The sequence below is a fragment of the Paenisporosarcina sp. genome (assembly GCF_057785155.1).
This window is the reverse complement of sequence record NZ_JBYNRN010000021.1, coordinates 79028-105435: the sequence shown is the minus strand read 5'-3', so window position 1 is coordinate 105435 and position 26408 is coordinate 79028. Positions and strand designations below refer to the sequence as shown.

The window sequence follows — 26408 nt, the reverse complement described above, 5'->3', positions numbered from 1 at the left end:
CTTCCGAAAGGGGGAGTTCCCATGTCATTTGCGTCAGAAACAAAAAAAGAATTAACTCAAGCAGCATCTACCCCTTGTTGTTCAAAGGCGGAGTTATCTGCACTAATACGTATGAACGGTTCCCTTTCCTTTGCCAATAGAGCTTTAAGTCTAGATGTGCAAACTGAAAACGCAGCGATCGCGCGAAGACTCTATACACTGATGAAAGAATTGTATCCATATCAGGTGGAATTGCTGGTTCGTAAAAAAATGCGCTTAAAAAAGAATAACGTGTACATTTGCCGTGTTCGTGACGGTGCGAAGGCTTTGCTGGAAGATTTGAAAATTATTTCTGATGACTTTCAGTTCAATCATACGATTTCAAAAGAGTTAGTGAAAAAGAAATGTTGTAAACGTGCTTATTTAAGAGGTGCGTTTTTAGCTGGAGGATCTGTTAATAATCCCGAAACATCAGCTTATCACTTAGAAATTTACTCTTCTTATAAAGATCACAGCGAAGCATTAGTTGCTCTAATGAATGGATTTGGACTAAATGCCAAAACGATTGAACGCAAAAAAGGGTTTGTCACGTATTTAAAAGAAGCAGAAAAAATTTCTGACTTTTTAAGTATAACGGGTGCACATATGGCTTTATTGAAATTTGAAGATGTCCGTATCTTACGGGATATGAGAAATAGTGTTAACCGACTTGTTAATTGTGAAACGGCTAATTTGAATAAAACCATTAGTGCTGCTATTCGACAAGTAGACAATATACGATTTATTGATAATGTCATGGGAATTGATCAATTACCGGAGAAATTACGTGAAATCGCTCGTTTACGAGTTGAATATCAAGATGTGACGTTGAAAGAATTAGGCGAGATGGTTTCCACAGGCACCGTTAGTAAGTCGGGAATAAATCATAGATTGCGAAAGCTTGATGAGATTGCAGATGCACTTAGAAGTGGGACAAGTTTAGATAAAGTGAAATGATAGTTGTCTGAAACACATACATCAGCTAACATAGTAACAATATACGTACGGATTTTTGCTAAGGGGGGAATTTAGAGAATGTTGGATCGACAAGTTGAGGTAACTTTAAAATCAGGACTACAAGCAAGGCAAGCTGCTCTTTTTGTTCAAGAAGCAAACCGCTATCAAGCGGATGTTTATTTACAAAAAGATGATAAAAAAGTAAATGCTAAAAGTATTATGGGGATTATGAGCTTAGCGATAAGCAAAGGCTCCCAAGTTGTCATTAGTGCGGATGGTTCTGATGAGGAACAAGCTGTATCTGGATTAATTGCGATGATTCAAAAAGAAGATTGAACACACTGAGGAATACATTTGCATAGGTTAAGATAGAAAAAACAGCTTTCACCATTTAAGGTGAAAGCTGAATTTTTCTTCTGACAACGCCCTCGGCGAGGATCGAACTCACATTTTAAGCTTCGGAGGCTTACGTGCTATCCATTGCACCACGAGGGCAAGCGACTTTTCTATTATACAAATTAGCTATCAACAATTCAACTAGACATTTGAGAACGTTATATTTGACCATCCTTGACCATATTGTATATGATAAGGATATAGCTGAGAGGCAATCGTCATCTCAGGATATTAGAAAAAGAATTTACGTTTGAAGGAGGCAATTTCAATGAACTTAATTCCTACAGTTATTGAACAAACTAGTCGTGGAGAGCGTGCTTATGACATTTATTCACGTCTATTAAAAGACCGTGTCATTATGCTTGGAAGTGGAATAGATGACAATGTATCTAATGCCATCGTAGCTCAATTATTATTCTTGGAAGCAGAAGATCCAGAAAAAGACATTTCCATTTACATCAATAGCCCTGGTGGTAGTATCACAGCAGGTATGGCAATTTACGACGTTATGCAATTTATCAAACCAGACGTACAAACCGTTTGTATTGGTATGGCTGCATCAATGGGTGCATTCTTACTTGCAGCTGGAACAAAAGGTAAGCGATATACATTACCAAATGCAGAAGTAATGATTCACCAACCACTTGGTGGAGCACAAGGGCAAGCAACTGAAATTGAAATTGCTGCTAAACGCATTTTGTTCCTTCGTGAAAAGTTAAATGGTATTTTATCAGAACGTACAGGTCAACCAATTGAAGTAATCGCGAAAGATACAGACCGTGATAACTTTATGACGGCTGAACGTGCGAAAGAATATGGTTTAGTAGACCATATTATTACACGTAGTGATTTGAAAAAATAATTTCCAAAGGGGCTGTCTAAAAGTCATTTATTGACTTATAGATGGTCCCTTTTCCTATTTTGCAATTTCCGTTTCAGACGGACGCGTTCCGCGGGCATGACTTCAGTCTCCTCGTCACTTCGCTCCTCCGGGGCCTTCAGTTCATGCTATTCCCGCTGGAGTCGCCGTCTTCCACTCCAATTCATTACCTAATTAAGAACGAGGTTTTTTAAAATGTACTTTTAAAAATAAATACAATAAACCCCATCTTTTATTTCTGGAATTATGTTAATACTTATTGGACACGCCTATTTATTCCATTATATAAATTCTCACTAGATTCAAAAAATCCTTTTCATATTAAATGATGCAGGTTTTAAACTTTATTAAATAAGGTAGACATTGACTATACTATTGAAGAGGTGAAGGATATGAAAAAAGGATTAATTCCGATACTTGTGATCGTAGGTATTATTGTTGTTTTAGCACTTATGTTAATTCCTAGTTATAACGGATTTGTTGAAGGTGAAGAAAATGTTGATGCAGCTTACGCTCAAGTAGATAATCAATTACAGAGACGTTTAGATTTAATTCCTAACTTAGTGAAGACAGTTGAAGCGTTTGCAAAACAAGAACGTGATGTTATTGCAAGTGTAACTGAAGCACGGGCAAAATTAGCAGGTGCAAATTCACCGCAAGATCAAGCTGAAGCAAATGATGAATTATCGGGGGCTTTAAGCCGTTTATTGGTGGTTGTCGAAAATTATCCTGTTTTAAAATCAGATGCTAATTTCCGACAATTAATGGATGAACTTGCTGGTACGGAAAATCGACTAGTTGTAGCTCGACAAGATTATAATACAGAAGTTGCTTCGTTCAATAAAAAAGTGAAACGATTCCCTGGTGCCATGTTGGCGGGCATTTTTGGATTTGATGAAAAAGAATACTTTAAAGCAGATGCAGCTGCACAAGATGCACCTGTTGTAGACTTTGGAGGGGACGGGGAATGATGAAAAAAGGCGCGCTTTTCATAGGAATTGCGCTTCTTTTTTTCATGTCGCTTTCGCCAATGATTCAAGCGGCAACTGTTCCTAAACCAACTGGTGATATTTACGTTCAAGATTTCGCAGGATTATTAAGTAGTGATCAAAAAGCTGAATTGAATCGAATTGCTTCTCAGTTAGAAGATGGGACGGGTGCTCAAATTGCCGTATTAACAATTGATTCCCTTGAAGGCGAGGATATTGAGGGTTTTTCAAATCGTGCATTCAGAGAGTATGAGTTAGGTAGTTCTGAAGAAAACAATGGCGTCATGCTTGTGATTGCCATGGAAGAACGTGAACTATGGGCGGAAGTAGGTTATGGTTTAGAAGGAGCTTTACCTGATGGCAAGGTAGGCAGAATTTTAGATGAATTTACAGTGCCGTATATGCAACAGGATGCACCAGATGAAGCAATATTTAATACGATGAAAGTTTTTTATGAAGAAATTGCAAAGGAATATAATTGGGATGGCGAATCGGTAAACCCTGTTCAACCCGAAAATAGTAACGAAGGTGGGGGCGTATCTATGTCTACCATTGTCATGATTATTATTATCGTCATTTTATTCACCATATTTTCAAACCGTGGTGGTGGAGGAATGGGTCCTGGCTCAAGAGGACGACGTGGTGGAATTCCAATGATAGGACCTGGTTCATTTGGTGGAGGATTTGGTAGCGGTGGAGGCGGAGGTTTCCGATCTGGTGGAGGAGGTTCTTCTGGCGGTGGTGGAGCTGGTCGAAGCTTTTAAAGGCAACAATCAATGAAGGAGTATGAAGATGCAAATACAATTTTACACACGTCCCAATTGTCCACTGTGCGACGAAGCGAAGCTGATGCTACAGCTTGTTGCTGAAGATGTGGACTTTGAAATTGAAGAAATTAATATCGAACAAAATGATCAAATTCATGAAAAATACCTGATTCGTATTCCTGTCATTGAAAAAGATGGTCAAGTAATACAAGAAGGAAGAATTGATTATCCTACATTGCTAGAAGCGCTAAGTAAATAATTAGCGCATTGGACCGTAGGAAATAAACACTCGTAAAAAAGATATCACCAAATTTTAAAAGTGGTCGCCTAATTCATTCGCTTTCCGCGGACGAAATAGACGACCACTTTTCTACTAAGATAGCGTTAAGATAGGTTCTTTTAATTACCCAGTCAAATAGAACAGACTTTAAAGACCTTTTAACATAACTAGAAATTTCTTTAGTTGTAAGTGGAGTAATAAAATTAAATTTGTAAGTCCTTACACGTAAAACAAAATTATTATGACTGCTATTTCCGTTGATTGAAATGGAGGCGGCGACTCCGAGGGGATAAGCACGAACTTTAGACCCTGGACTGAGCACAGCGAAGGAAGCGGCTAAAGCCGTGCCCCCGGAACGCGTCCGCCTAAATGTAAATCAACAGATTCATTTGTTTATTATTTCAAGTGCTAAGTAATTAATTAGCGCTTTTTTGTTTGCATTTTAAATTAATTAAGCGTAAACTAAAATCATTAAGCGGGACGCATTTTAAAGTGGTGGGACAAATATTGTCCAACTAAAAGGGGGATTGAGGAGAATCTTATGAATAACTTACTCCAAGCACAATTAAAAATAGTTCCAGAAATGCCTTTATTAATACAGAAAAGATACAAAGTGTTGATGGCGATTTTGTTAGCAGGAGAAATCGGCAGGCGTTCGTTAAGTGAACTGGTTCATTTAACAGAACGAGAAACAAGAAAAGAAACTGATTTATTAAATCAACAAGGTTTAATCACAATTCGATCAGCAGGCATGGAAATCACACAAGAGGGTAAAGATGTTTTAGACACCTTAAAAGATGTCATTCATGAATGGTCAGGGCTCATTCAGCTTGAGCAACAGCTGCAACAAACTTACAACCTTTCTCGTGTCATCATTGTGCCGGGCGATAGTGAAGAAAATAATTTAGCAAAATCATTACTTGGTCAAGTGGCTGCTAAGCAACTCAATTGCTTGACGCAACCAAAACAAATCGTTGCGGTTACAGGTGGAGGTACAATCGCTTCAATTGCGGAATACCTGACACAATTTGTGAAGCAAAAGACGTTAACGTATGTTGCTGCACGAGGTGGTATTGGAGAAGAGGTTCAACTCCAAGCGAATACAATTGCCGCTTCCTTTGCAACAGCTACCAATGGTTTATCAAGAACTCTTTATTTGCCAGATCATTTAAGTGAAGAAGCCTACAATATGATGATGAAAGAACCGGTCATTAAAGAAATGCTTGAGCTTTACGACCAAACTTCTGTTGTGATTCATGGAATTGGTGATGCAATGGAAATGGCGAGGCGACGCAATTCAACGCCAGAAGAAATTCAAACCATTGAACAAGCAGGAGCTGTTGGTGAAGCCTTTGGTTATTATTTCAATAAAGATGGAAAAGCAGTCCATCGTATTCGGACTGTGGGTATTCAATTGAAGCAATTAGAAAGTGTGCAACATTTATTGGCTGTGGCAGGTGGGTCATCAAAAGCAACCGCCATAGGATCTTATTTAAAGCATGCACCTCCACAGACTGTATTAATTACAGATGAAGGTGCTGCAAAAGAATTAGTAAAACAAAACCGCGATATAAATTAGGAGGAAAATTAGATGACTTTAAAATTAGCGATTAATGGATTTGGACGTATTGGACGAGTAGTATTCAGAGAAGCTTTACAACAAGGTGAAGTGGAAGTAGTAGCAATTAACGATTTAACAGATGCTGCGATGCTTGCACATCTATTGAAATACGATTCAGTACATGGCATTTTTGATGCTGACGTTTCTTCTGAAGGTGAATTCTTAGTAGTCAATGGTAAAAAGGTTCGCGTTTATGCAGAAAAAGATCCTTCAGTATTACCTTGGAAAGACTTAGAAATCGATATCGTGATTGAAAGTACTGGTATTTTCCGTGACGTTGAATCTGCAGGTAAACATCTTGAAGCAGGAGCTAAAAAAGTTATCGTATCTTCTCCTGGTAAGAGCGGCATGTCAACTTTCGTAATGGGTGTTAACCATGAAACATACAATGCTGACACAGATCACGTTGTTTCGAACGCATCATGTACAACAAATAGCTTAGCTCCAGTAGCTAAAGTTCTTCATGAACAATTTGGTATTAAACGTGGAATGATGACAACGATTCATTCATATACAAATGACCAACGAATTCTAGATTTACCACATGAAGATTACCGTCGTGCACGTGCGGCTGCAGAATCAATGATTCCAACGTCAACAGGTGCTGCAGCAGCAGTATCATTAGTGCTTCCTGAGTTGAAAGGTAAATTAGATGGTATGGCTGTTCGCGTACCAACACCAAACGTTTCATTAGTAGATTTAGTTGTAGAACTTGAAAAAGATGTAACGACTGAAGAAGTAAATGCAGCTTTAAAATCTGCATCTGAAAATGAACTGAATGGTTATTTAGAATACAATGAATTGCCTTTAGTATCACGTGATTACAATGGTAATTCAGCTTCATCAACTGTTGACGGATTATCAACAATGGTTCTTGAGAAAAACATGGTGAAAGTTCTTTCATGGTATGACAATGAAACCGGCTATTCATCACGTTGTATCGACCTTGCTCTACACATGTACAGCAAAGGATTATAAGACTTTAAGTCATAGAGGAAAGTAGCGAAACTCGCTTTTAACCTCTATAATAGAAGAGGGTAAAAGGAACGGAGGTACCCTCCGTTCCTTCTTTTTATACTGATAGGAAAGTAAAGCTTTCACGCTCAGTATAAAAAGAAACATTAGCTTGCACCATTACGGATGTGGAGGAGATTCTTCTTGAAACAAAAACAGACAATGCAACATGTAGAACTAGGTGGAAAACGAGTTTTTTGCCGAGTAGATTTTAATGTACCGATGGAAAATGGTGAAATTACGGACGATACACGTATCCGTGCAGCATTACCAACTATTCAACATTTAATCGACAAAGATGCAAAAGTCATTTTGGCTAGCCATATGGGACGACCAAAAGGTGAGGTTACAGAAGAATTCCGATTGAATGCTGTTGGAAAGCATTTAAGTATTTTATTACATAAACCTGTTTTGAAATTAGATGAATCAATTGGCGAAAGCGTGGAAACAGCTATTGCTGAGATGAAAAATGGAGAGGTTGTTCTCCTTGAAAATGTACGTTTCCATAAAGGCGAAGAAAAGAACGATCCTGAATTAGCTGAGAAATTTGCGAAGCTAGCAGATGTTTATGTAAATGATGCATTTGGTGCTGCACATCGTGCTCATGCATCTACTGAAGGAATTGCAAAGCATTTACCAGCAGTTTCTGGTTTATTGATGGAAAAGGAACTAGATGTACTAGGTAAAGCATTATCTCAACCTGAACGTCCTTTCACTGCCATTATTGGTGGTTCTAAAGTTAAAGATAAAATTGGTGTCATTAATCACCTATTAGATAAAGTGGACAACCTGTTAATTGGTGGTGGCTTATCTTATACATTCTCGAAAGCGCAAGGATATGAAATCGGGAAATCTTTACTTGAGGAAGATAAGATTGAGTTAGCTAAATCATTTATTGAAAAGGCAAAAGAAAAAGGCGTAAAACTATATTTACCGATAGATGTAGTCGTTGCGAGCGAGTTTTCAAAGGATGCTGAAACGAAAGTAGTGGATATTACAGATATCCCGTCTGACTGGATGGGGTTAGATATCGGACCGAAAACGTCAGCTCAATATGCGGACGTGATTCAAAATTCGAAACTAATTATTTGGAATGGACCTATGGGCGTGTTTGAATTGACACCATTTGAAGCGGGAACGAAAGGCGTTGCACAAGCGATGGCTTCTTCTCAAGCCTATACAGTAATTGGTGGTGGAGATTCTGCTGCAGCTGTTGAAAAGTTTGAAGTTGCGGATCAAATGGACCACATCTCTACCGGTGGCGGTGCCTCGTTAGAATTTATGGAGGGCAAAGACTTGCCTGGAGTAGAAGCTTTAAACGATCAAAAATAAGGAGGAATTCGTATGAGAAAACCGATTATTGCTGGTAACTGGAAAATGTACAAAACACTATCTGAAGCGAAGCAATTTGCTGAAGAAGTAAGAGGACTAGCGCCAGATGCTGGGAAAATAGATTCTGTTATATGCGCACCTTCTTTATTCTTAGAGCCATTAACCCATATTGTAGCTGATTCAGCTATTTCTCTTGGTGCACAAAATATGCACTATGAAGTTGAAGGTGCATTTACCGGAGAAGTCAGTCCAGTTCAATTAGCTGATTTAGACATAACGTATGTTATTTTAGGTCACTCTGAGCGACGTCAATATTTTAATGAAACCGATGAAGCTGTTAATAAAAAAGCACATGCGGCGTTCGCTCATTCATTATCTCCAATTGTTTGTGTAGGCGAAACTTTAGAAGAGCGTGAAGCTAGCCAAACGACTGCCAAAGTAGAGGGCCAAGTAGAAAAAGCTCTTGCTGGTTTGTCAGCAGAACAAGTAAAAACAATGGTTATTGCATACGAACCTATTTGGGCAATCGGTACAGGAAAAACAGCTACTTCTGATGATGCAAATGATGTGTGCCAATCTATTCGTGAAAAAGTTGCTCAATTATATAGTCAAGATGTAGCGGATGCTGTTCGTATTCAGTATGGTGGATCGGTAAAACCAGAAAATATCGCGGAATTGCTTTCGAAAACTCATATCGATGGTGCACTAGTCGGTGGAGCAAGTCTTGAATCATCGTCATTCGTGAAATTATTGGAGGCAGGCACGCATGCCTAAATCCCCAGTAGCTTTAATTATTCTTGATGGTTTCGCGCTTCGAAATGAAGTATTTGGAAATGCCGTTGCCCAAGCAAAGAAACCAAACTTTGATCGGTATTGGAATGACTACTCGCATGCTTCTTTAATTGCTTCCGGGAATGCAGTTGGCCTTCCTGAAGGACAAATGGGGAATTCAGAAGTTGGTCATTTAAACATTGGTGCAGGACGAATTGTGTATCAAAACTTGACTCGTATTCATAAATCAATTGCAGATGGAGACTTCTATCAAAATGCAGCATTTCTAGAAGCAATCGCTCATGTAAAAGCTCATGGTTCTAAGCTTCACTTGATGGGCTTACTGTCTGATGGTGGCGTGCATTCGCATTATGAGCATCTATTTGCTTTATTACAAGTTGCTAAAACTCACGGTTTAGAGGATGTATTTGTACATGGCTTCTTAGATGGGCGAGATGTGGGTCCTAAAACGGCTTTAACTTATATTGAAGAAACTGAACGTCAAATGAAAGAAATTGGCATTGGTCAATTTGCGAGTATAAGTGGTCGTTATTATGCAATGGATCGTGACCGCAGATGGGAACGACTAGAGAAAGCATACCGAGTCCTCGTAGATGGTGTTGGTGAGGTTGCTTCATCTGCAAGTGCTGGCGTAATGGCTTCATATGATTTGGACTTAGCAGATGAATTTGTTCTACCTTTTTCAATCATGGAAAATGGAAAGCCATTAGCTACCATTGATTCAAATGACGCGGTCATTTTCTTTAATTTTAGACCCGACCGAGCGATTCAATTATCTTCAGTCTTTACCAATCCAAGTTGTGAAACGACTTTTGCTTTAAGTCCAAAGCATCCGACTGATTTGAAGTTTGTTACCTTTACTTCCTATAGTGAAGACGTCAAAGCATCGGTTGCTTATGACAATGAAGACTTAAAGAATACCGTTGGAGAAGTACTATCTTTAAATGGCAAAACACAATTGAGAATTGCTGAAACAGAAAAGTATCCACATGTGACGTTTTTCATGAGTGGCGGGAGAGAAGAACGCTTCCCTGGTGAAGAACGAATCTTAATCGACTCACCGAAAGTTGCCACCTATGATTTACAACCAGAAATGAGTGCTTATGAAGTGACGGATGCTTTACTCGCAGCAATCGAATCGGATAAGTTTGATGCCATTCTTTTAAACTTTGCTAATCCAGATATGGTTGGACATAGTGGAATGCTCGAACCCACTATACGAGCAATCGAAGTTGTGGATGAATGTCTTGGTAAAATCGTAGATGCCATTTTAGCGAAAAATGGTTCTGCAATTATCACTGCAGACCATGGGAATTCGGATGAAGTTGTGACTGTTGAAGGGACACCGATGACAGCTCATACAACGAATCCAGTTCCAGTCATTGTGACGCAACGTAATGTGGATTTACGTACAGATGGCATTTTAGCCGATTTAGCTCCAACCATGTTACACTTATTAGGTATCGAACCACCGCCTGAAATGACAGGTAAAACACTACTAAAAGCTGAGGAGATATAAACATGCCAATAATTACACATTTACAAGCTCGTGAAGTATTAGATTCTCGTGGGAACCCAACAATCGAAGTAGAAGTATTCACGGAAAGCGGAGCTTTTGGCCGCGCAATCGTTCCGTCTGGAGCATCCACAGGAGAATATGAAGCAGTTGAGCTTCGTGATGGTGACAAAGGTCGTTACCTTGGTAAGGGTGTCTTAAAAGCAGTAGAAAACGTAAACGAAATTATTGCAAATGAATTAGAAGAGAACTACAACGTACTGGACCAAGTTTCAATCGATAAAGCGATGATCGAACTTGATGGTACTGAAAACAAAGCTAAACTAGGTGCTAATGCCATTCTAGGTGTATCAATCGCTGTAGCGCATGCTGCTGCTGATTACTTAGACATTCCTTTGTATCAATACCTAGGTGGATTTAATGCGAAGCAATTACCGGTGCCAATGATGAATATCTTAAACGGTGGTGCTCATGCCGATAATAATGTCGATATTCAAGAATTCATGGTTATGCCTGTAGGCGCTGAATCTTTCCGTCATGGTTTACGTATGGGTGCTGAAATTTTCCATAGCTTAAAAGCTGTGTTACAAGAAAAAGGATTAAATACAGCAGTTGGTGATGAGGGTGGATTTGCACCAAACCTTGCTTCAAATGAAGAAGCAATCACGACGATTTTAACGGCCATTGAAAGAGCAGGTTACAAGCCAGGAGAAGAAGTTCTTTTAGCAATGGACGTTGCATCTTCTGAGTTTTTCAACAAAGAAGATGGCAAATACCACTTGGTAGGAGAAGGTATTGTCAAAACTTCTGAAGAAATGGTGGACTATTATGCAGAACTTTGCGATAAATACCCAATCATTTCAATTGAAGATGGATTAGATGAGAACGACTGGGCTGGTCATAAATTATTGACTGAACGTTTAGGCGATCGCATCCAACTTGTTGGAGATGATTTGTTTGTAACGAATACAACGAAGTTATCACGTGGAATTGAAGAAGGCGTTGGTAACTCGATTTTAATTAAAGTGAACCAAATCGGTACATTAACAGAAACATTTGATGCAATCGAAATGGCAAAACGTGCTGGTTATACAACGGTTATTTCTCATCGTTCTGGTGAGTCTGAAGATGCAACGATTGCTGATATTGCAGTTGCAACGAATGCTGGTCAAATTAAAACGGGTGCACCTTCTCGTTCAGACCGTGTAGCTAAGTACAATCAACTTCTTCGTATTGAAGATCAGTTGTATGATACAGCTCAATATCTTGGGTTGAAGACTTTTTATAACTTGAAGAAATAATAAATCAAAAGGAACTGTCCGAATGCCATCAAATCTTGGCTAGGGCAGTTCTTTTTTTGTATTGATTAAGTTAACCGAGATCTATTAAAGAAAATTTAAAGAAGGTGTCCCATAAGAGCAGATTTTCATTTCGGCGGACGCGTTCCGCGGGCAAGACTTCAGCCGCTTCCCTCGCGATGCTCAGTCCAGGGTCTTCAGTTCTTGCTGATTCCGCTGGAGTCTCCGCCTGCATTTCAATCAGCTGTATATTGTATAAAACAAATCAACCTCTTTACAGAATTAAGAGCTCCAATTTGATAAAGTGTTTTAAGAATTGGTTATGTTAAAGTTAATGTTTGATTTAGTATAGAAAAATGAGCGTGGATATGCTTATCCATGCTCATTTTTTTCTGTCTTTTTTCATTAAAGCACCCGTTGAATAAGAGACAATTCTTTAATTATCATTCTTGGGTAACATCAACATTTATTTCATCAAAAAATTTCTCATCTATATAGACCTTTAACTTCCATATTCCTGATGATGGAAACAATACTGCTGATCGAGCGTGTCCATTTATCACATCACCACGAGGAGTTAATTGTTCATCTTTAAATGTTATCGGATTAACTGTTGCTTCTTCGCCGTACTTAAACGCTTTTACTTCCCACTCTTTGTTAGATATATCTTCAGTACCCCAAAAATGCCACATCCACTTTTGTCCATTTTCCGTAACTGTTTTTGGACCGATTATTCCAATACTACCTTCTTTACCAAACATTTCACCAAACTCTGATGTAAAGGTTGGACTATTATCTTCCCATTGTTCTTCTTTAATTGTTTCTTCTGATTTACAAGCTGTCAAAATAAAAAAAATAAACAATATCAGCATCAACGAAGTTTTTCTCAAAGAACTTCCCCTACCTTTTTTAATAAACTGTCCCCGTTATACGTATTTTTCTTTGAACTTTCTTCTTTTACGTATCTTTTTCCTTCCTAACTCCATATTTTTCTTATTTTTTTATTGAACCAAACTGCTGCGTTAGTTAAAGAAACCTCTTACAATTAAATTTTCTTAAACTTAGATATAACTATCCATAAACTTGCTATCAATAATAATGCTAACAACAGCCATGAAATCAATACAAAGGGAATTCCTGAATATCCTTTACCAAGCACATATATCTGTAACCAACAATAAATGAGACCATATATAAGTACTATGACCGGTATGAATCGTCTTATATTTGCGTGCTTCACTAACATATACAGCCCTATTGTCAAAATAAACATCGTTACAACAAATAACGGTAGCGACCATGAGAGTTCAAAAATACGCAAGTCCATTCCAACACCTCCAAACTAAACTCACCTTTAATTATAAAATCTAAAAATAGAGAAACCCATTTTCCATATTTATTAACGTAATCAACTTTCTCCTTTAACAGGACCTAACCATTAATTAATAAGAACAAATAACTTTTACTTATTTACAACTCTTTATCAGAAAAAAGATAGAAGATAATTCTTCAAGAGTTAACACTTCATTCATATCAATGTACCCATCCAAATAATTAGGTATATGACTAAATCTATGGAGCAGAAGAAGTTGCATTAAATAAGTCCGTGATGAATCTGTTAGTGCCATCCCGTATGCAGATAAGAAATTCTTAGTTAGTGATGGGGTTGGGTAATAATTAAATAAGATAGGTCCGAGTAAATCATAAGTAGGCTCTCCTATAAAACAGTCAGCGAAGTCAATTAGACCAGTCACTCTCCATCTACCATCTGCTTGATTGACGAGTAAATTAAATGGTGTATATTCTCCGGTTAATAGCACTTTTTGAGAAGAAGGAACAAATGTTGAAACATACTTTTCAAGTTGCTCGACTAGTTGAGGGGCTAAACCTGTTTTAGAGTGATGTGTTGTGACTTGTTTCTTTTGAGTGGAAATCCATTCAAAATAGGTATGATTTATATGTGAATAATTCTCAACGGGAAGAGTATGCATTTGTTTGATTAAAAAACCTACATCTGTTGCAATGTCCAACTGTTCTTTCAGGGATAATTTTTCCCATACATCAATAAGTAGCTCACCACTTACTCGTGTCAAGATTAAAAAATGCCATTTTCCGATTGAACCTTGCTTCACAATTGAAGGAACCTCTACTGATATTTTTGACCAATCTGTTCTCTCGAGCACTTCAGTTTCAATGACAAACTCTTCTCGATCGAATGGTGAAAATAATTTTAAGACTAAATCGTCATTAATTGCATAAACAATATTGCCTCCCATTGGGAATCGTTTTATCGAATGATAGGAGATATTTTCGTTATTTAATAGGTGTACTACGACTTCATCCCAGAGGGTGTCATTTTGATGGTTGTTTTTATAATCCTCGTGACTCATATGCTGTATATTCATAGATTACTCCTTTTAAACCGTATATAGTTCCATTTTAACAAATAGTCTGACACATTTATGTATGTATTTATCGTAACCTTATTGTACTTGTGTCTATTATTTGGTAAAATAGTTCTTGTTGTGATGTTTCTGATCAGGAGGTGGAACAAATGCATGCGTTGTTATTGACTTTACTTGTCATCGTGTCGCTAGCATTAATCGTTGTTGTGTTGTTACAATCAGGGAAAAGTGCAGGTTTATCAGGTGCCATCTCTGGCGGAGCTGAGCAACTTTTCGGTAAGCAAAAAGCTAGAGGAATTGACTTAGTTTTGCACCGAGTAACGATTGTATTAGCCGTATTATTTTTTATTTTGGCAATTGCCGTAACGAAATTATAATCAACATACGAACCGCCTGACCGATTGGATCGGTTGGGCGTTTTCTTTTTTTATTGTTTAATGAGTGTACATAATTGGTTTTCTATTAAAAAACTTATAAGCTTAGACTTAATGAAGGCAACTTGAATTTTCTAGTATTAAAAATAAATTTATGAAAAAACTAGAAAAGTGCATAACACTTTTCTTTTCGATGGAGGTTTTTTGAATGCGAATTGCGCAACCCAAACCGTTCTTTTTTGAAGCGGGTAAAAGAGCCGTCTTATTGCTCCATGGTTTTACTGGTAACTCGTCAGATGTTCGAATGTTAGGCAGATTTTTAGAAAAGAATGGGTATACCTCATTAGCGCCTCATTACAAGGGACATGGTGTTCCGCCAGAAGAGTTGATTAAAACCGGGCCAGCAGACTGGTGGAAGGATGTCATGAGAGGTTATGAACAATTAAAGGCTGCTGGATATAATGAAATTGCTGTTGCGGGATTATCATTAGGTGGTGTCTTTTCATTGAAATTAGGGTATACCGTACCTGTAAAGGGAATTGTCACGATGTGCGCACCGATGACAATGAAAACAACTGAACTGATGTATGAAGGTGTTATAAAATATGCACGAGATTATAAGCGATATGAAGGAAAAGAAGCCTCGCTTATCGAAGAAGAAGTAGAAGATTTGAAAAAGAGTTCAATGCCTTCATTACCAGATTTGCGTAAGCTCGTTTATGATGTTCGAGACCACGTAGATCATATCTACGCACCTTTGTTAGTCGTGCAAGGACGAAAAGATGATGTCATCGATGTAAACTCGGCAAATATCATTCATGATGAAGCCGAATCATTCGAAAAACAAATTAAGTGGTATGAAGAATCTGGTCACGTCATTACGCTAGACAAAGAAAAAGAACAATTACATGAAGACATATTAGAGTTTTTACAGACGCTAGAGTGGCAGGTGTAAAAACCGCCCTATAGGCACACTCTGTAAAAAGGAGGGATGAAAGATGGAACAAAATTTACAACAACGTTTACTGGATTTCATGCGCGAGGAAGAATACAGACCATTGACTGTTCAAGAGATAGAAAGTCAGTTTGGATTCGAAGATGCGGATGAGTTTAAAGAATTAGTGAAGACACTTGTTAAATTAGAAGAAAAAGGATATGTCATACGTTCTAAATCGAATCGCTATGGTGTCCCAGAGCGAATGAATTTATTGCGAGGTAAATTCATAGGTCATGCTCGTGGATTTGGATTTGTCGCTCCTGAAGAAGAGGGAATGGATGATATTTTCATTCCACCGACTGAAGTTAACGGTGCCATGAATGGTGATACTGTATTAGTACGTGTTTCGAGTGCTAGTTCGGGAGATCGTCGTGAAGGTTCAATCACTAAAATTGCAGAGCGTGGGATTTCGAAAGTAGTTGGCCAATTCCAGGATAATAAAGGATTTGGATTTGTTCTACCGGATGATAAGAAAATATCGATGGATATTTTCATTGCAAAAGAAGATACACTAGGTGCAATTGATGGCCATAAAGTTGTCGTAGAAATAACAGGATGGCCAGAAGGACGTAAATCAGCAACTGGAATGGTCACACAAATTCTTGGCCATAAAAATGACCCAGGTGTAGACATTCTCTCTATCATTCATAAGCATGGAATTGAAGTGGACTTCCCACAATCGGTTATTGATCATGCCAATTCAGTGCCAGAGCAAATTGCGGAATCGGACATTGAAGGTCGACGAGATCTTCGTGATGAAGTGATTGTTACAATCGATGGTGCCGACGCAAAAGATTTAGATGATGCGGTTACTGTAACGAAAAATGCAGATGGGACTTATAAATTAGGTGTACATATTGCAGATGTGAGTCATTACGTAACGGAAGGTTCTGCAATGGACACTGAAGCATATGATCGTGCGACAAGTGTTTATTTAACAGACCGTGTTATTCCAATGTTACCTCATCGCTTGTCAAATGGGATTTGTTCGTTAAATCCTCAAGTGGATCGTCTAACGTTATCATGTGAAATGACAATCGACGGAAGCGGGAAAGTTATCGCTCATGAAATTTTCCAAAGTGTGATTAAAACAAAAGAACGAATGACATATACAGACGTCTATAAGATTATTGATGAAAAAGATGAAGCATTAAGAGAACGTTACCGTGACTTAGTGCCAATGTTTGAACTAATGGCCGAACTTGCGGAAATATTACGTACTAAACGTGCAGATCGTGGAGCGATTGATTTTGACTTTAAAGAGTCTAAAGTGTTGGTGGACAATGAAGGTTGGCCAACTGATGTCGTTATTCGTGAACGTACTGTAGCAGAACGACTAATCGAAGAGTTTATGTTAGCTGCGAATGAAACAGTTGCTGAACATTTCCACTGGATGGATGTACCGTTCATTTATCGTATTCACGAAGATCCAAAGCCTGAAAAGTTACAACGTTTCTTTGAATTTATTACGAACTTCGGTATTGTCGTAAAAGGTTCTGGTAATGATATTCATCCACGTGCTTTACAAGAAATTGTCGAGTCAATTGAGGGAATGCCAGAAGAGCCAGTTATCTCGACGATGATGTTACGTTCGATGCAACAAGCTAAATATTATGCGGAAAGTTTGGGTCATTTTGGTTTATCGACTGAATTCTATACGCATTTTACATCGCCAATTCGTAGGTATCCAGATTTAATCGTTCATCGATTAATTCGTACGTACTTAATAAACGGAGATGTATCTAAACCAACATTAGCCCATTGGGATGCGGTGATGGATGAAATTGCGGACCATACTTCAGGACGTGAACGTCGTGCGGTTGATGCAGAGCGCGATACAGATTCATTGAAAAAAGCGCAATATATGGCGGACAAAATTGGTGAAGAGTTTGAAGGGATTGTCAGCTCAGTCACAAACTTTGGTATGTTTATTGAACTTCCGAATACAATTGAAGGACTTGTGCATGTAAGTAATATGACAGATGACTATTACCGATTTGATGATCGTCAAATGATGATGATTGGTGAACGTAGTGGTAAACAGTTCCGCATTGGTGACGAAGTTGAGGTTCGTGTTACTTCTGTTAAACCTGAAGAATCAGCCATTGATTTTGAAATTGTAGGCATGGTGAAATCGTTTAACCGACCAGCTCGTAAAGAAACACCGAAAGTCATTCAAACAAGACGTAAAGAAGGTTCAGGTAGAAATTCCTCGAAATCTTCAAGATCATCACAACCAGGTGAGAAAAAAGAAGTGAAACAAAAGAAAAAGTTTTATGAAGGTATTGCGAAGAAACAGCAAGGTCGAAAGCGCAAGAAAAAGTAAGGAATAAGAGCGGTGCTCAGCCGCTTCTTTCGCACTGATTTAAAAGGATAACTTTTGGATATCAGTATAAGAAAAACATAGCTTGCACCATTATGGGTGCAAGCTGTGTTTTTCTAAAAACAAAGAGGTGTTTAGTGTGCCAAAAGGGCAAGGAAAAGTAGTCGCACAAAATAAAAAAGCAAATCATGATTTCTATATCGAAGATACCATTGAAGCTGGGATTGTCTTGCAAGGAACTGAGATTAAATCAGTTCGAAACAGCAAAGTACAATTGAAAGACGCTTTTGTACGAATTCGGAATAATGAGGCTTGGATTTCTAATATGCATATTAGTCCTTATGAACAAGGGAACCGCTTTAATCATGAACCTTTGCGTTCAAGAAAACTCTTACTTCATAAAAAACAAATTAGCGAATTAATCGGCGTCTCTAAACAAGATGGATTTTCAATCATTCCAATTAAAATGTATTTAAAAGATGGCTTTGCAAAAGTTTTAATTGGCGTTGGTAAAGGGAAAAAGAATTACGATAAACGCGACGTTTTAAAGAAGAAAGAAGCAAAACGCGATATCGAACGTGCATTCAAATCTCGAAACCAAGAATGATGACTTGAAGTTTGACCAATTTTGTCTTATAATAAGAATACAACTTTGCCAGATGCAAGTTTGTTCATTCGAACATCTTCCTATTAAGGGGACGTTACGGATTCGACAGGGATGGTCTGAGCTTGAGTTGCGCGTCGGAGGGCTCGGCTCCGTATCAACGGCACTTATAATAATTGGCAAAAATCAAAACCTAGCATTCGCAGCGTAAGCTGACAATGTTGCTTGTCTTGGCCATCGCCCATGTGGTCATGTACGAGCTCACTCTTAGTGGGATACGATCGTCGGTGCTACTTGAGTCGACGGTAAGAGATTCTCAAGTTAGCGTACAAGACGCCCGCTTGTCGGCATAATGTTACGCGAAACTTAATTGGCAAGATACACGCGTAGACGCTTAAGTGTTGGAGTTTCTGGACGCGGGTTCGATTCCCGCCGTCTCCATTTACATTGAATGTAGATGGAACATCTATTCAATCAAGCACGTCATTCGATTCCTTTCGAATGGCGTGTTTTTTGTTGGGTAAAATTCGTGTTCTGTATCGCAGACACAATGCAAAGCTTAGAACGTTAGAGATAGATGTTCTTACAAAATAAAAACCATTTCTCAGTGATTAATCTGGAAATGGCTTTAGAAGAATGTTATTGGGTATTAATTATAATGATTTTTTCTATTAAGTAAATTAGAGCTTTTTTTAGCAATTTCTCTTATGAAATCATCAGGAGTTTTTTTCCAATTATAATATGATTCGCTTGTTATAGTGTCAATGATGCTGGATATTTTAACGAATTTTTGGGAGGGATGTTGTGAATAACTAAGTTTAGATTCATTTAAAAGTTTCAATTTTAAAAAATTATGTAAATCCAAATCAAATCCAGGATAAAATGAAAAATCGTTTAAAAAGTAAAAATAGTCTGCTTCTAAAAATTTTGAATCAGCGCCTTTTTCATTATAATTAATATCATAACTATTGGTTATATTTATTAGTTTTTTTAAAACTGTTTTATATATTGGATTAACTGAATTTAAAGAATCGTTTAATATATAATAGGCAATTGAGCAAATTACAAAATAGTTTGAATTTCTGTCTAAAATTCCACATAGAAAATCGCTACTTATTTTTTTGGGTAAAATTTTCAAGTAAATAAATATGTCGTACATGTCATTTATTTTATCTGGGTTATTTTTTAAAGTAATAAACAGATATTGGAAAAATCTTTCTTCTAGATACTCAATTTTTTCATTTAGGGTTGCTTTATCTTTTGGAGATAAATTTTTTATCTTTTGACTAAGAACAGCATATGTAGCGATTATATTATGTGTACTATGATAATTAATACTTAGAGAATATAAATTTGTAATTATTTCTAATATATATGCCAAGTTATAATGATGAATATCTAATTTTAAAAAGCTTCTTACAAACTTAAGAAAATAATTCAATATTTTTGAAGTTGAACTTGGATAATCATTTATGAGTAATTCTATATTTTGTTGTAAATTATACCAAATAGTGTTATTTCTTTTACTATAATTATTATTTAAATCGAAAGGGGGGTAATTTATTTTGAAATTATCGAGTAAATAAATTAATTTAATTATTGCAGGATCAGATTCGAAAAAAGGCCGTGTCTGCAAGACACTTTTGTTTACATTTAATTTTAAATTATATTGCTCTAATTCTAAAAAAAGAATTCTTTCTATAACATCTGTAACATTACTATTGTTAGTAAAAATAAAATAATCATCCATGAATCTATATATTTTATAATCACTACCATTAACTAATTCTTGATTATTTAAAGAATTAAACATGTTTACGTCTATTTTTGTTAGAAGCAATTCTGATATTACTCGTGAAAATTCAGGACCAACAACAATTCCATTAGTTTCATTAAAATTTATTATTTGACAGATTTTATCAGTTGCATTTGCGAATATTTCTTCAAAATTTCTACCTTTATATTTTTTTGCTGTAGATTTTTCTCCAAATATAGCCCAGGCAATTGAATGTGTATAAATTGATCCAAAAAAGTTTTGAATATCTAGTTTTTTGAAAAATTTATATTTGTACATATCTCTTTTGAATTTGTTTGATTTATATAAATCTGTGATTTTTTTATGATTCTTATAAGAAAAGTAATTATAAAAAAGTGCTTCAGTCTCATCACTAGTAATTGAAGAATCTTTGGAAAAGCTAAATTCTTGTTCGATTTTTTTAATCTCAGACTTTAAAGCATCTGATAAAACAAATACAGGTTGATTACGAATAATCGGCGATCGAATACTAAATTTTGAATTTTTACAATATGAGACAATTAGTTGATCGTATCTTAATATATATTGATAAATTTGAAGTTGTGCAATTGGATGTAGCAATGCCATTTTTCTATAATCAACTTTATTTTTAGGAATATAAAAGAAAAGAGGTACAGTAAAAAATTTTTTTAATATCTTTTCTTTACTATTTTCAATATTATTAATCTCTATAATATCTTTTAATTTGAAATTTTTATATAATACTTTATTTGTAAATAAAAGTGGAATTTCTTCTGGAAGTGTGTCAGTTCTTAAAAATAAATTTTCTCTCATTAAATTTAAAATGCTCCTTAATATTACATTGAGTTTAAACACATTATACCTTATAATCCATATTGTAGGAATTAATTCTTACACACTACTTGCTGCCATTAACTTGGCAATATTCCTTTGGAGAAACTTAGGTATAATTTCAATAGGATACACACACGATGATTATTTTGAGATAATCAAAAGCTTTATTCTTTACCACTCATAGGGCAATTTACATAGTACTTTAAACTGTGAGTGGAGTTAGTAGTGTAATTTACTGGAGGGCTACTATGAGAAAAGTTGAAAGCCTAAATAAAATTAATGTGGGTAAAAGACTCTATTACATTGCTGGAGAAGATGAAAAATCCTCGTTTACTGATATTAAAATTCAATTAGAAAAAAAGTATCATGTAAAGATGCCTAATAGAGATAAAATAATTAAAGAGTTGATTAGTCATTTACTACAAGGGGATCATAAAAATAATTCATTTCCTAATTTAGGTTTATCTATTTTAAGAACTGATATAAAAAATTTTTATCCGAGTATTAATAAGCATCTCTTATATAAGAAGATTAATAGAGCAAATATATTGTCACATGAAGCAATGTTAATTATTAAAAATATTTGCTTTAACAATAAAATTGAAGGAATACCTTTAGGCTTATCTTTTTCTAATCACTTAGCAGAAATTTTTATAGAAAATTTTGATACGGAATTAAAAAGTGAATTTTCTCCGTTAGCTTATTTTAGATATGTTGATGACATATTAATTATTAATTACGATTTTTCTCAAGATAATATTGACCGAAAAGTTGTAGAAGAGAATAATAAAAAGTTAGTTTCACAGAAAGCTAACAATTATAAATTAGAAATCAATATGGACAAGACTACAACCAGTTTTTATAAATATGATAAATCTAGAATGAATTTAAATGTTGATTTGAATTTTATATATTTAGGTTATGAGTTTAAAACAGTTAATCAAAAACTACATATAAGCATTTCATCTCATAAAATAAAAAAATATAGAAATATAATAAATAATTATTTTTATATTTACCAAAAAAGTAAAAATAGAGAAATAGACTTTTGGCGATTATATTATAAATTAATAAATACATTACATGGCGTCACAACTATTGATAAAAATAATAAAAAAATGAAATTAGGAATGGGTTATCATTACAGATTTACTAATGATTACTCTAATCTGGAAGAATTCAAGAGCCATTTTATTAAACAAGTATATACACTAAAGTTGAAGCCTAAGTATCAAAATATGTTACTCAATATAATGATTAAAAATGGAGAAGAAGATTTTTTGAATTTCAGATATAACTATGTGAATTTGACTAATAGTCAAATTCAATTAATTTCAAAAAGGCTATCAATTGCTAAACCTCCAACTCAAAAAAATAAATTTATAAGAAAAATGTTTACTTTATTATATAATTCATGATTTTTTATGTATTCACAATCAAGCACGTCATTCGATTCGTTTCGAATGGCGTGTTTTTTATTGGGTAAAATTCATGTTCTGCATTATAGGGGTAGTTGAATATACTCAATTAGGTCATGTTTGACTAACGTCCAAGTTGCGTTTGAGTGTCGGAATTTTGGCAAGCCATTTCTACCTATCAGTCTAATGATTGATGAAGGAGACAGAGTATGAAAATCTATTCAATACGTACATTAGAAGAATTGAAAACGTATCGAAAATCATGGAACGACATTTTGGAATCAAATCAAAATGATAATCCATTTATCGAATTCAGTTGGATTGAAAATTGGTGGAAGTACCTTGGTGAAGCCGGTTCGGTTGAAGTTCTCGTTTTATACAACGAAGATCGGATTATGGGTTTTTTTCCCCTGCAATTTTCTAAGGTTTTCTCGACAACGATTATTGAATTCATTGGTCGAGCAGATGCTTCCTATATGGACTTCATCGTGTATGAAGAAGACAAAGAAACAGCTATTTACTTTGTTTTGGATGAATTGATGAAGTCATTTCCAAATACAATGTTTCATTTGCATGGTGTTCTTTCAAGCAGTTCCACTTCTACGATATTAAAAAATTATGTAGCGATTCGAAAATATGAAACATCCATCTTTTCGGCTATTTCACCGTTCATAAACGTTAAGGCAATCAACTTAGATGAATATATGAATAAGCGGAAAAAATTGAACGGATTGAACAGAAAAGAACGTAGACTTCGTTATTTAGGAGAAGTAAAAGCTTCTCAAGTGAAGCTAGAAGAGATGGAAGATGTTTTTGCCATTCACGATAAGCACTGGAAGAATAGAACGGATACGAGTCATTTTTCTGAAGAGGCTTATCAAAATTTTTACAATGCTCTTTTAAGCAATAAAGAAGGACCTCTGCAAACTCAGTTAGAAGGATTGTATTTAGACAATCAACTCATCGCTTTTTCTTATGGTTTTCTTTGTCGAGGTAGATATATAGGGATAGTTAATGGTCATGATTCGGACTATGAGATTTATGGACCAGGGACTATTTTGAATAAAGAATTAATAGCAGCGAGTCAGAAAAAGGGACTTCGCGTATTTGACTTAGGAGTAGGCTACGAACCATATAAATTTGAATGGAATACCGGTGTGGACTATGTAAATGAGTTTATTATTGCCTCAAAAGAATGGCAGTCCCAAATGATCTTTCATTTATATAAAACTAAGGGCCAAGTGAAAGAAGTATTAAAAAAAAACTATAAAATCGTTCAATTAAAACGAAAGTATGTGGATCAATCCATTCAATTTGTGAAAAATGCATCCAAGAAAGAGTGGATTCATACTTTTCGCAAATTGAGCAACAAGATTTATTCGCATCAATCAATCGATATCTATCAACAAGATCAAGGAACTCAAGAATTAGTCAATTATGATTTGCTTGATTACAGTGATACAAAAAGACGAATGTACAATTTATCAAACATGCACAAGCGGTATTACAGTGGTTTTTTACCCTATAGTGATTCGAGGTTTTCTCTATTTTGGGTTCAACCAGAAGTAATCCGTGTTGATGAATTAGATTACTATGAACCACTTCCTAAACAGAGTGCTTTTGTTGTAGATTGGCACATGCACAAGCTACCAAGTATCTGTACGTTTATAAGAGCAAAACAAGATGTACAAAAGATTTATCTACATACAACTAAGACCGATCCCCATGTTACTGAACATCTTCAGCAGTTAGGTTTTAAACATGTGAACCGTGTTAGAAAAACGTGTGTGTTAACTTTGACGAAAACACAAGTGATACCGGCTGTGAGTTCAAAGAAATGAAATAGTCCTTGTGAATAAATTAACCGCCTACTACGATACATGTAGTAGGTTTTTTTATTTAAATTTGAACTTTTTTAATGTTACCGTGTCTAATGAATAACTGAGTTAGAAAAGAGGTGTCATTTTGGGGGAATTAGAAGTCGTCAAAAAAGCGATAGCAGGGGACGATGAATCATTTTTACTTGTTATGCAGCAACATAAGGAATCTTTATATAGAACAGCGCTAGCGTTTATGAAAAATGAACAAGATGCTTTAGAAGCGATGCAAGAAATTACATATAGAGCGTACAAAAAGATACATTCAGTCAAAGAACCCGCATATATGAAAACTTGGCTGATCCGAATCATGATGAACTATTGCCAAGATCAGTTAAAGAAAAGAAACCGATTTACGAATAACGAACTTATTGAACAAGAAGTAGTAACTAGCCAAGTGGAACAACTCGAGTTAACTGAAGCATTAAAAACTTTAAGTGCGAAAGACCAACAACTTGTATATCTGAAATATTTCCAAGATGTAAAAATTAAAGACATTGCAGTCCTTGAAAATATTCCCGAAGGAACGGTTAAATCTAGACTCCATAAAATCATGAGGGAGCTAAGGCAACACTTCACAGAGGAAGGAGGAATGAAGCATGTTTGAAAATGAAGAAGAAAAGTTAAATGACATCCGTAAACAAATAGAACAGCAAAGTATCCCAAACAGTAAGTTGGATGGTGCCATCCTTCAAGGAATGGAAAGAGCAAAAAGAGAGAAACGTTTGAAACAAAAAAATCGAAAAAAAGGAATCTGGACATTGGCTATTTCTGCAGTGTTATTGATTACCCTTGTAACTTCAATACGTGTTTCACCAGCCTTTGCCAGTGCAGTTTCCTCAATACCTGGATTGGAAAAAATCGTTGCAATGATTCAGTACGATAAAGGCTTAACAGCTGCAATCGAGAATAATTACCAAGTGATTGATGCATCACAAACGAAAAATAATGTTGAACTTACCATTGATGGCGTCGTTTTGGATGAATCAGGTATAATCGTTTTTTATACGCTGCAGTCCGAGGAAAACCTACAAAACTTAAGAATTGGTAATGTTGAAATAAAAAATAAAGAGCTAAGTCCTCTAAGTAGTAGCTATGGAATAACGCCAGGTGATGAAACGGTAAATGAGTTTAACAGTCGAATTAATTTCCACTTTCAAGAACCAACAAAGTTAAAGGATTTAGATTTTACTCTATTGATGACAATAGAGCATGAAGGAAAAGATGTCGATTACAAGCTACCCTTTACGGTTCCTGAAAATGTAAAACCAAGTATCATTTATGAATTAAATAAAGAAGTAGAGATCGAGAAACAAAAATTCACCTTTAAGAAAGTGACGATTCATCCACTTCGTGTTGATGTTCAAATCTCAATTGATCCTAATAACTCGAAGAAAATTTTACAATTTGTAGATTTACGCTTGGAAGATGAAAATGGAGAGGTTTGGGGATCTAGTCTGAACGGGACAATTGGAAGAGGGATAGGGGATTTAGACCAAAATATATATTTACAGAGTAATTACTTTGAAAAACCGAAAGAATTGTATTTAAGAATAAATACCTTACAAGCCGTTAATCAAAATGAGGCATTTGTTGTCGTTGATACTGAAAGCAAAGTATTAATAAATGCACCTAAAGATGGGAAAATACATTTGAGTGATTCTAGTAAATCACATTTGGATTTAACGTTAGCTGAAGTTATGAAAGACGAAAGTGGTTCTGACTTTAGTCTAGGAACTGTTAAAGATGCAAATGAAAAAGAAATTAGAACCCCAGAAGTTTCAATGCGTCAGGATTTAGAAAATAGCTACCTGCTGATAAAGTTCGAAACAACCGATTATAAAAATCCATTGAGTGTAGAATTAAATGCGTATCCGAACTTTATTGAAGGGGATATCAAAATTAAATTAGTAAAATAACCGTCTAAGTGTTTTTTTAT

General features: G+C 35.8%; 23 protein-coding genes, 1 tRNA gene and 1 other RNA gene. 21 read left to right on the top strand and 4 right to left on the bottom strand.

Annotated features, from left to right (window positions below; all coding sequences use genetic code 11):
• Positions 1–21 precede the first annotated feature (21 nt).
• Together whiA and AC3EA5_RS08200 are read left to right on the top strand one after the other, a co-directional pair.
• Complete coding sequence (whiA, locus tag AC3EA5_RS08205) at positions 22–975, top strand: DNA-binding protein WhiA (protein ID WP_394188864.1); 954 nt, start codon at positions 22–24, stop codon at positions 973–975.
• Positions 976–1053: 78 nt separating this feature from the next.
• Positions 1054–1311 carry an HPr family phosphocarrier protein gene (locus tag AC3EA5_RS08200; RefSeq protein ID WP_488607873.1) on the top strand — a complete coding sequence of 86 codons (258 nt, stop codon included), beginning with the start codon at positions 1054–1056 and terminating at the stop codon, positions 1309–1311.
• An 87-nt stretch (positions 1312–1398) separates the two neighbouring features.
• Here AC3EA5_RS08200 and AC3EA5_RS08195 read toward each other — a convergent pair.
• Positions 1399–1470: transfer RNA gene (locus AC3EA5_RS08195), tRNA-Arg, on the bottom strand.
• 169 nt (positions 1471–1639) lie between these two features.
• On the opposite strand from AC3EA5_RS08195, the gene clpP reads away from it, so the two are divergent.
• The 10 genes from clpP (at position 1640) to eno (ending at position 11863) form a co-directional block, all read left to right on the top strand.
• On the top strand, positions 1640–2233 hold the full coding sequence (gene clpP, locus AC3EA5_RS08190; RefSeq protein ID WP_394188866.1) for an ATP-dependent Clp endopeptidase proteolytic subunit ClpP: 594 nt from the start codon (positions 1640–1642) through the stop codon (positions 2231–2233).
• Positions 2234–2643: 410 nt separating this feature from the next.
• Complete coding sequence (locus AC3EA5_RS08185; RefSeq protein ID WP_488607872.1) at positions 2644–3222, top strand: LemA family protein; 579 nt, start codon at positions 2644–2646, stop codon at positions 3220–3222.
• Positions 3219–4004 (top strand): TPM domain-containing protein, encoded by a 786-nt coding sequence (locus tag AC3EA5_RS08180; protein ID WP_488607871.1) that lies wholly within the window; start codon positions 3219–3221, stop codon positions 4002–4004. The genes AC3EA5_RS08185 and AC3EA5_RS08180 overlap by 4 nt, the downstream gene beginning before the upstream one ends.
• A gap of 28 nt (positions 4005–4032) precedes the next feature.
• Entirely contained in the window at positions 4033–4266 is a 234-nt protein-coding gene (locus AC3EA5_RS08175; RefSeq protein ID WP_488607870.1) for a glutaredoxin family protein, read from the top strand.
• A gap of 562 nt (positions 4267–4828) precedes the next feature.
• Positions 4829–5866 carry a sugar-binding transcriptional regulator gene (locus tag AC3EA5_RS08170; RefSeq protein ID WP_488607869.1) on the top strand — a complete coding sequence of 346 codons (1038 nt, stop codon included), beginning with the start codon at positions 4829–4831 and terminating at the stop codon, positions 5864–5866.
• 12 nt (positions 5867–5878) lie between these two features.
• Positions 5879–6886, top strand: a complete 1008-nt coding sequence (gap, locus tag AC3EA5_RS08165) for a type I glyceraldehyde-3-phosphate dehydrogenase (protein ID WP_488607868.1) — start codon at positions 5879–5881, stop codon at positions 6884–6886.
• Positions 6887–7084: 198 nt separating this feature from the next.
• A complete protein-coding gene (locus tag AC3EA5_RS08160) occupies positions 7085–8254 on the top strand; it encodes a phosphoglycerate kinase (protein WP_488607971.1) in 1170 nt (389 codons plus the stop codon).
• Between the two features lie 12 nt (positions 8255–8266).
• The gene (gene tpiA, locus AC3EA5_RS08155) at positions 8267–9028 is read left to right on the top strand and encodes a triose-phosphate isomerase (RefSeq protein WP_488607867.1); all 762 of its coding nucleotides are present in this window, start codon (positions 8267–8269) and stop codon (positions 9026–9028) included.
• Positions 9021–10565, top strand: coding sequence for a 2,3-bisphosphoglycerate-independent phosphoglycerate mutase (gene gpmI / locus AC3EA5_RS08150; protein WP_488607866.1), 1545 nt, complete (start codon positions 9021–9023; stop codon positions 10563–10565). Before tpiA ends, gpmI begins: the two co-directional genes overlap by 8 nt.
• 2 nt (positions 10566–10567) lie before the next feature.
• On the top strand, positions 10568–11863 hold the full coding sequence (gene eno / locus AC3EA5_RS08145) for a phosphopyruvate hydratase (RefSeq protein ID WP_488607865.1): 1296 nt from the start codon (positions 10568–10570) through the stop codon (positions 11861–11863).
• Between the two features lie 440 nt (positions 11864–12303).
• Here the strand turns inward: eno and AC3EA5_RS08140 are convergent, their stop codons facing one another.
• Together AC3EA5_RS08140 and AC3EA5_RS08135 are read right to left on the bottom strand one after the other, a co-directional pair.
• Positions 12304–12750, bottom strand: a complete 447-nt coding sequence (locus AC3EA5_RS08140; protein ID WP_488607864.1) for a DUF4871 domain-containing protein — start codon at positions 12748–12750, stop codon at positions 12304–12306.
• A 576-nt stretch (positions 12751–13326) separates the two neighbouring features.
• A complete protein-coding gene (locus AC3EA5_RS08135; RefSeq protein WP_488607863.1) occupies positions 13327–14265 on the bottom strand; it encodes a phosphotransferase family protein in 939 nt (312 codons plus the stop codon).
• A 149-nt stretch (positions 14266–14414) separates the two neighbouring features.
• On the opposite strand from AC3EA5_RS08135, the gene secG reads away from it, so the two are divergent.
• From secG to ssrA, 5 genes are all read left to right on the top strand, one after another.
• A complete protein-coding gene (secG, locus tag AC3EA5_RS08130; RefSeq protein ID WP_394190391.1) occupies positions 14415–14642 on the top strand; it encodes a preprotein translocase subunit SecG in 228 nt (75 codons plus the stop codon).
• A 205-nt stretch (positions 14643–14847) separates the two neighbouring features.
• A complete protein-coding gene (locus AC3EA5_RS08125) occupies positions 14848–15594 on the top strand; it encodes an alpha/beta hydrolase (protein WP_488607862.1) in 747 nt (248 codons plus the stop codon).
• 43 nt (positions 15595–15637) lie between these two features.
• Positions 15638–17962: a ribonuclease R gene (gene rnr / locus AC3EA5_RS08120; protein ID WP_488607861.1), complete on the top strand. Its 2325-nt coding sequence runs from the start codon at positions 15638–15640 to the stop codon at positions 17960–17962.
• A 136-nt stretch (positions 17963–18098) separates the two neighbouring features.
• The gene (gene smpB, locus AC3EA5_RS08115; protein WP_394190397.1) at positions 18099–18566 is read left to right on the top strand and encodes an SsrA-binding protein SmpB; all 468 of its coding nucleotides are present in this window, start codon (positions 18099–18101) and stop codon (positions 18564–18566) included.
• 87 nt (positions 18567–18653) lie between these two features.
• Positions 18654–19007: a transfer-messenger RNA gene (gene ssrA / locus AC3EA5_RS08110) on the top strand.
• A 205-nt stretch (positions 19008–19212) separates the two neighbouring features.
• Here the strand turns inward: ssrA and AC3EA5_RS08105 are convergent.
• Positions 19213–21153, bottom strand: a complete 1941-nt coding sequence (locus AC3EA5_RS08105) for an RNA-directed DNA polymerase (RefSeq protein ID WP_488607860.1) — start codon at positions 21151–21153, stop codon at positions 19213–19215.
• Between the two features lie 269 nt (positions 21154–21422).
• Here AC3EA5_RS08105 and AC3EA5_RS08100 point away from each other — a divergent pair, with 269 nt between their 5' ends.
• From AC3EA5_RS08100 to AC3EA5_RS08085, 4 genes are all read left to right on the top strand, one after another.
• The gene (locus AC3EA5_RS08100) at positions 21423–22592 is read left to right on the top strand and encodes an RNA-directed DNA polymerase (protein ID WP_488607859.1); all 1170 of its coding nucleotides are present in this window, start codon (positions 21423–21425) and stop codon (positions 22590–22592) included.
• 209 nt (positions 22593–22801) lie between these two features.
• Positions 22802–24433, top strand: coding sequence for a GNAT family N-acetyltransferase (locus AC3EA5_RS08095; protein ID WP_488607858.1), 1632 nt, complete (start codon positions 22802–22804; stop codon positions 24431–24433).
• Between the two features lie 124 nt (positions 24434–24557).
• Positions 24558–25076 carry a sigma-70 family RNA polymerase sigma factor gene (locus AC3EA5_RS08090; RefSeq protein WP_488607857.1) on the top strand — a complete coding sequence of 173 codons (519 nt, stop codon included), beginning with the start codon at positions 24558–24560 and terminating at the stop codon, positions 25074–25076.
• Positions 25069–26388 carry a DUF4179 domain-containing protein gene (locus AC3EA5_RS08085; RefSeq protein ID WP_488607856.1) on the top strand — a complete coding sequence of 440 codons (1320 nt, stop codon included), beginning with the start codon at positions 25069–25071 and terminating at the stop codon, positions 26386–26388. The genes AC3EA5_RS08090 and AC3EA5_RS08085 overlap by 8 nt, the downstream gene beginning before the upstream one ends.
• Positions 26389–26408 lie beyond the last annotated feature (20 nt).

Coding starts and splice junctions, on each gene's coding strand:
- whiA (WP_394188864.1), top strand. CDS start 22: ATGTCATTTGCGTCAGAAACAAAAAAAGAATTAACTCAAGCAGCATCT.
- AC3EA5_RS08200 (WP_488607873.1), top strand. CDS start 1,054: ATGTTGGATCGACAAGTTGAGGTAACTTTAAAATCAGGACTACAAGCA.
- clpP (WP_394188866.1), top strand. CDS start 1,640: ATGAACTTAATTCCTACAGTTATTGAACAAACTAGTCGTGGAGAGCGT.
- AC3EA5_RS08185 (WP_488607872.1), top strand. CDS start 2,644: ATGAAAAAAGGATTAATTCCGATACTTGTGATCGTAGGTATTATTGTT.
- AC3EA5_RS08180 (WP_488607871.1), top strand. CDS start 3,219: ATGATGAAAAAAGGCGCGCTTTTCATAGGAATTGCGCTTCTTTTTTTC.
- AC3EA5_RS08175 (WP_488607870.1), top strand. CDS start 4,033: ATGCAAATACAATTTTACACACGTCCCAATTGTCCACTGTGCGACGAA.
- AC3EA5_RS08170 (WP_488607869.1), top strand. CDS start 4,829: ATGAATAACTTACTCCAAGCACAATTAAAAATAGTTCCAGAAATGCCT.
- gap (WP_488607868.1), top strand. CDS start 5,879: ATGACTTTAAAATTAGCGATTAATGGATTTGGACGTATTGGACGAGTA.
- AC3EA5_RS08160 (WP_488607971.1), top strand. CDS start 7,085: ATGCAACATGTAGAACTAGGTGGAAAACGAGTTTTTTGCCGAGTAGAT.
- tpiA (WP_488607867.1), top strand. CDS start 8,267: ATGAGAAAACCGATTATTGCTGGTAACTGGAAAATGTACAAAACACTA.
- gpmI (WP_488607866.1), top strand. CDS start 9,021: ATGCCTAAATCCCCAGTAGCTTTAATTATTCTTGATGGTTTCGCGCTT.
- eno (WP_488607865.1), top strand. CDS start 10,568: ATGCCAATAATTACACATTTACAAGCTCGTGAAGTATTAGATTCTCGT.
- AC3EA5_RS08135 (WP_488607863.1), bottom strand. CDS start 14,265: ATGAATATACAGCATATGAGTCACGAGGATTATAAAAACAACCATCAA.
- secG (WP_394190391.1), top strand. CDS start 14,415: ATGCATGCGTTGTTATTGACTTTACTTGTCATCGTGTCGCTAGCATTA.
- AC3EA5_RS08125 (WP_488607862.1), top strand. CDS start 14,848: ATGCGAATTGCGCAACCCAAACCGTTCTTTTTTGAAGCGGGTAAAAGA.
- rnr (WP_488607861.1), top strand. CDS start 15,638: ATGGAACAAAATTTACAACAACGTTTACTGGATTTCATGCGCGAGGAA.
- AC3EA5_RS08105 (WP_488607860.1), bottom strand. CDS start 21,153: ATGAGAGAAAATTTATTTTTAAGAACTGACACACTTCCAGAAGAAATT.
- AC3EA5_RS08100 (WP_488607859.1), top strand. CDS start 21,423: ATGAGAAAAGTTGAAAGCCTAAATAAAATTAATGTGGGTAAAAGACTC.
- AC3EA5_RS08095 (WP_488607858.1), top strand. CDS start 22,802: ATGAAAATCTATTCAATACGTACATTAGAAGAATTGAAAACGTATCGA.
- AC3EA5_RS08085 (WP_488607856.1), top strand. CDS start 25,069: ATGTTTGAAAATGAAGAAGAAAAGTTAAATGACATCCGTAAACAAATA.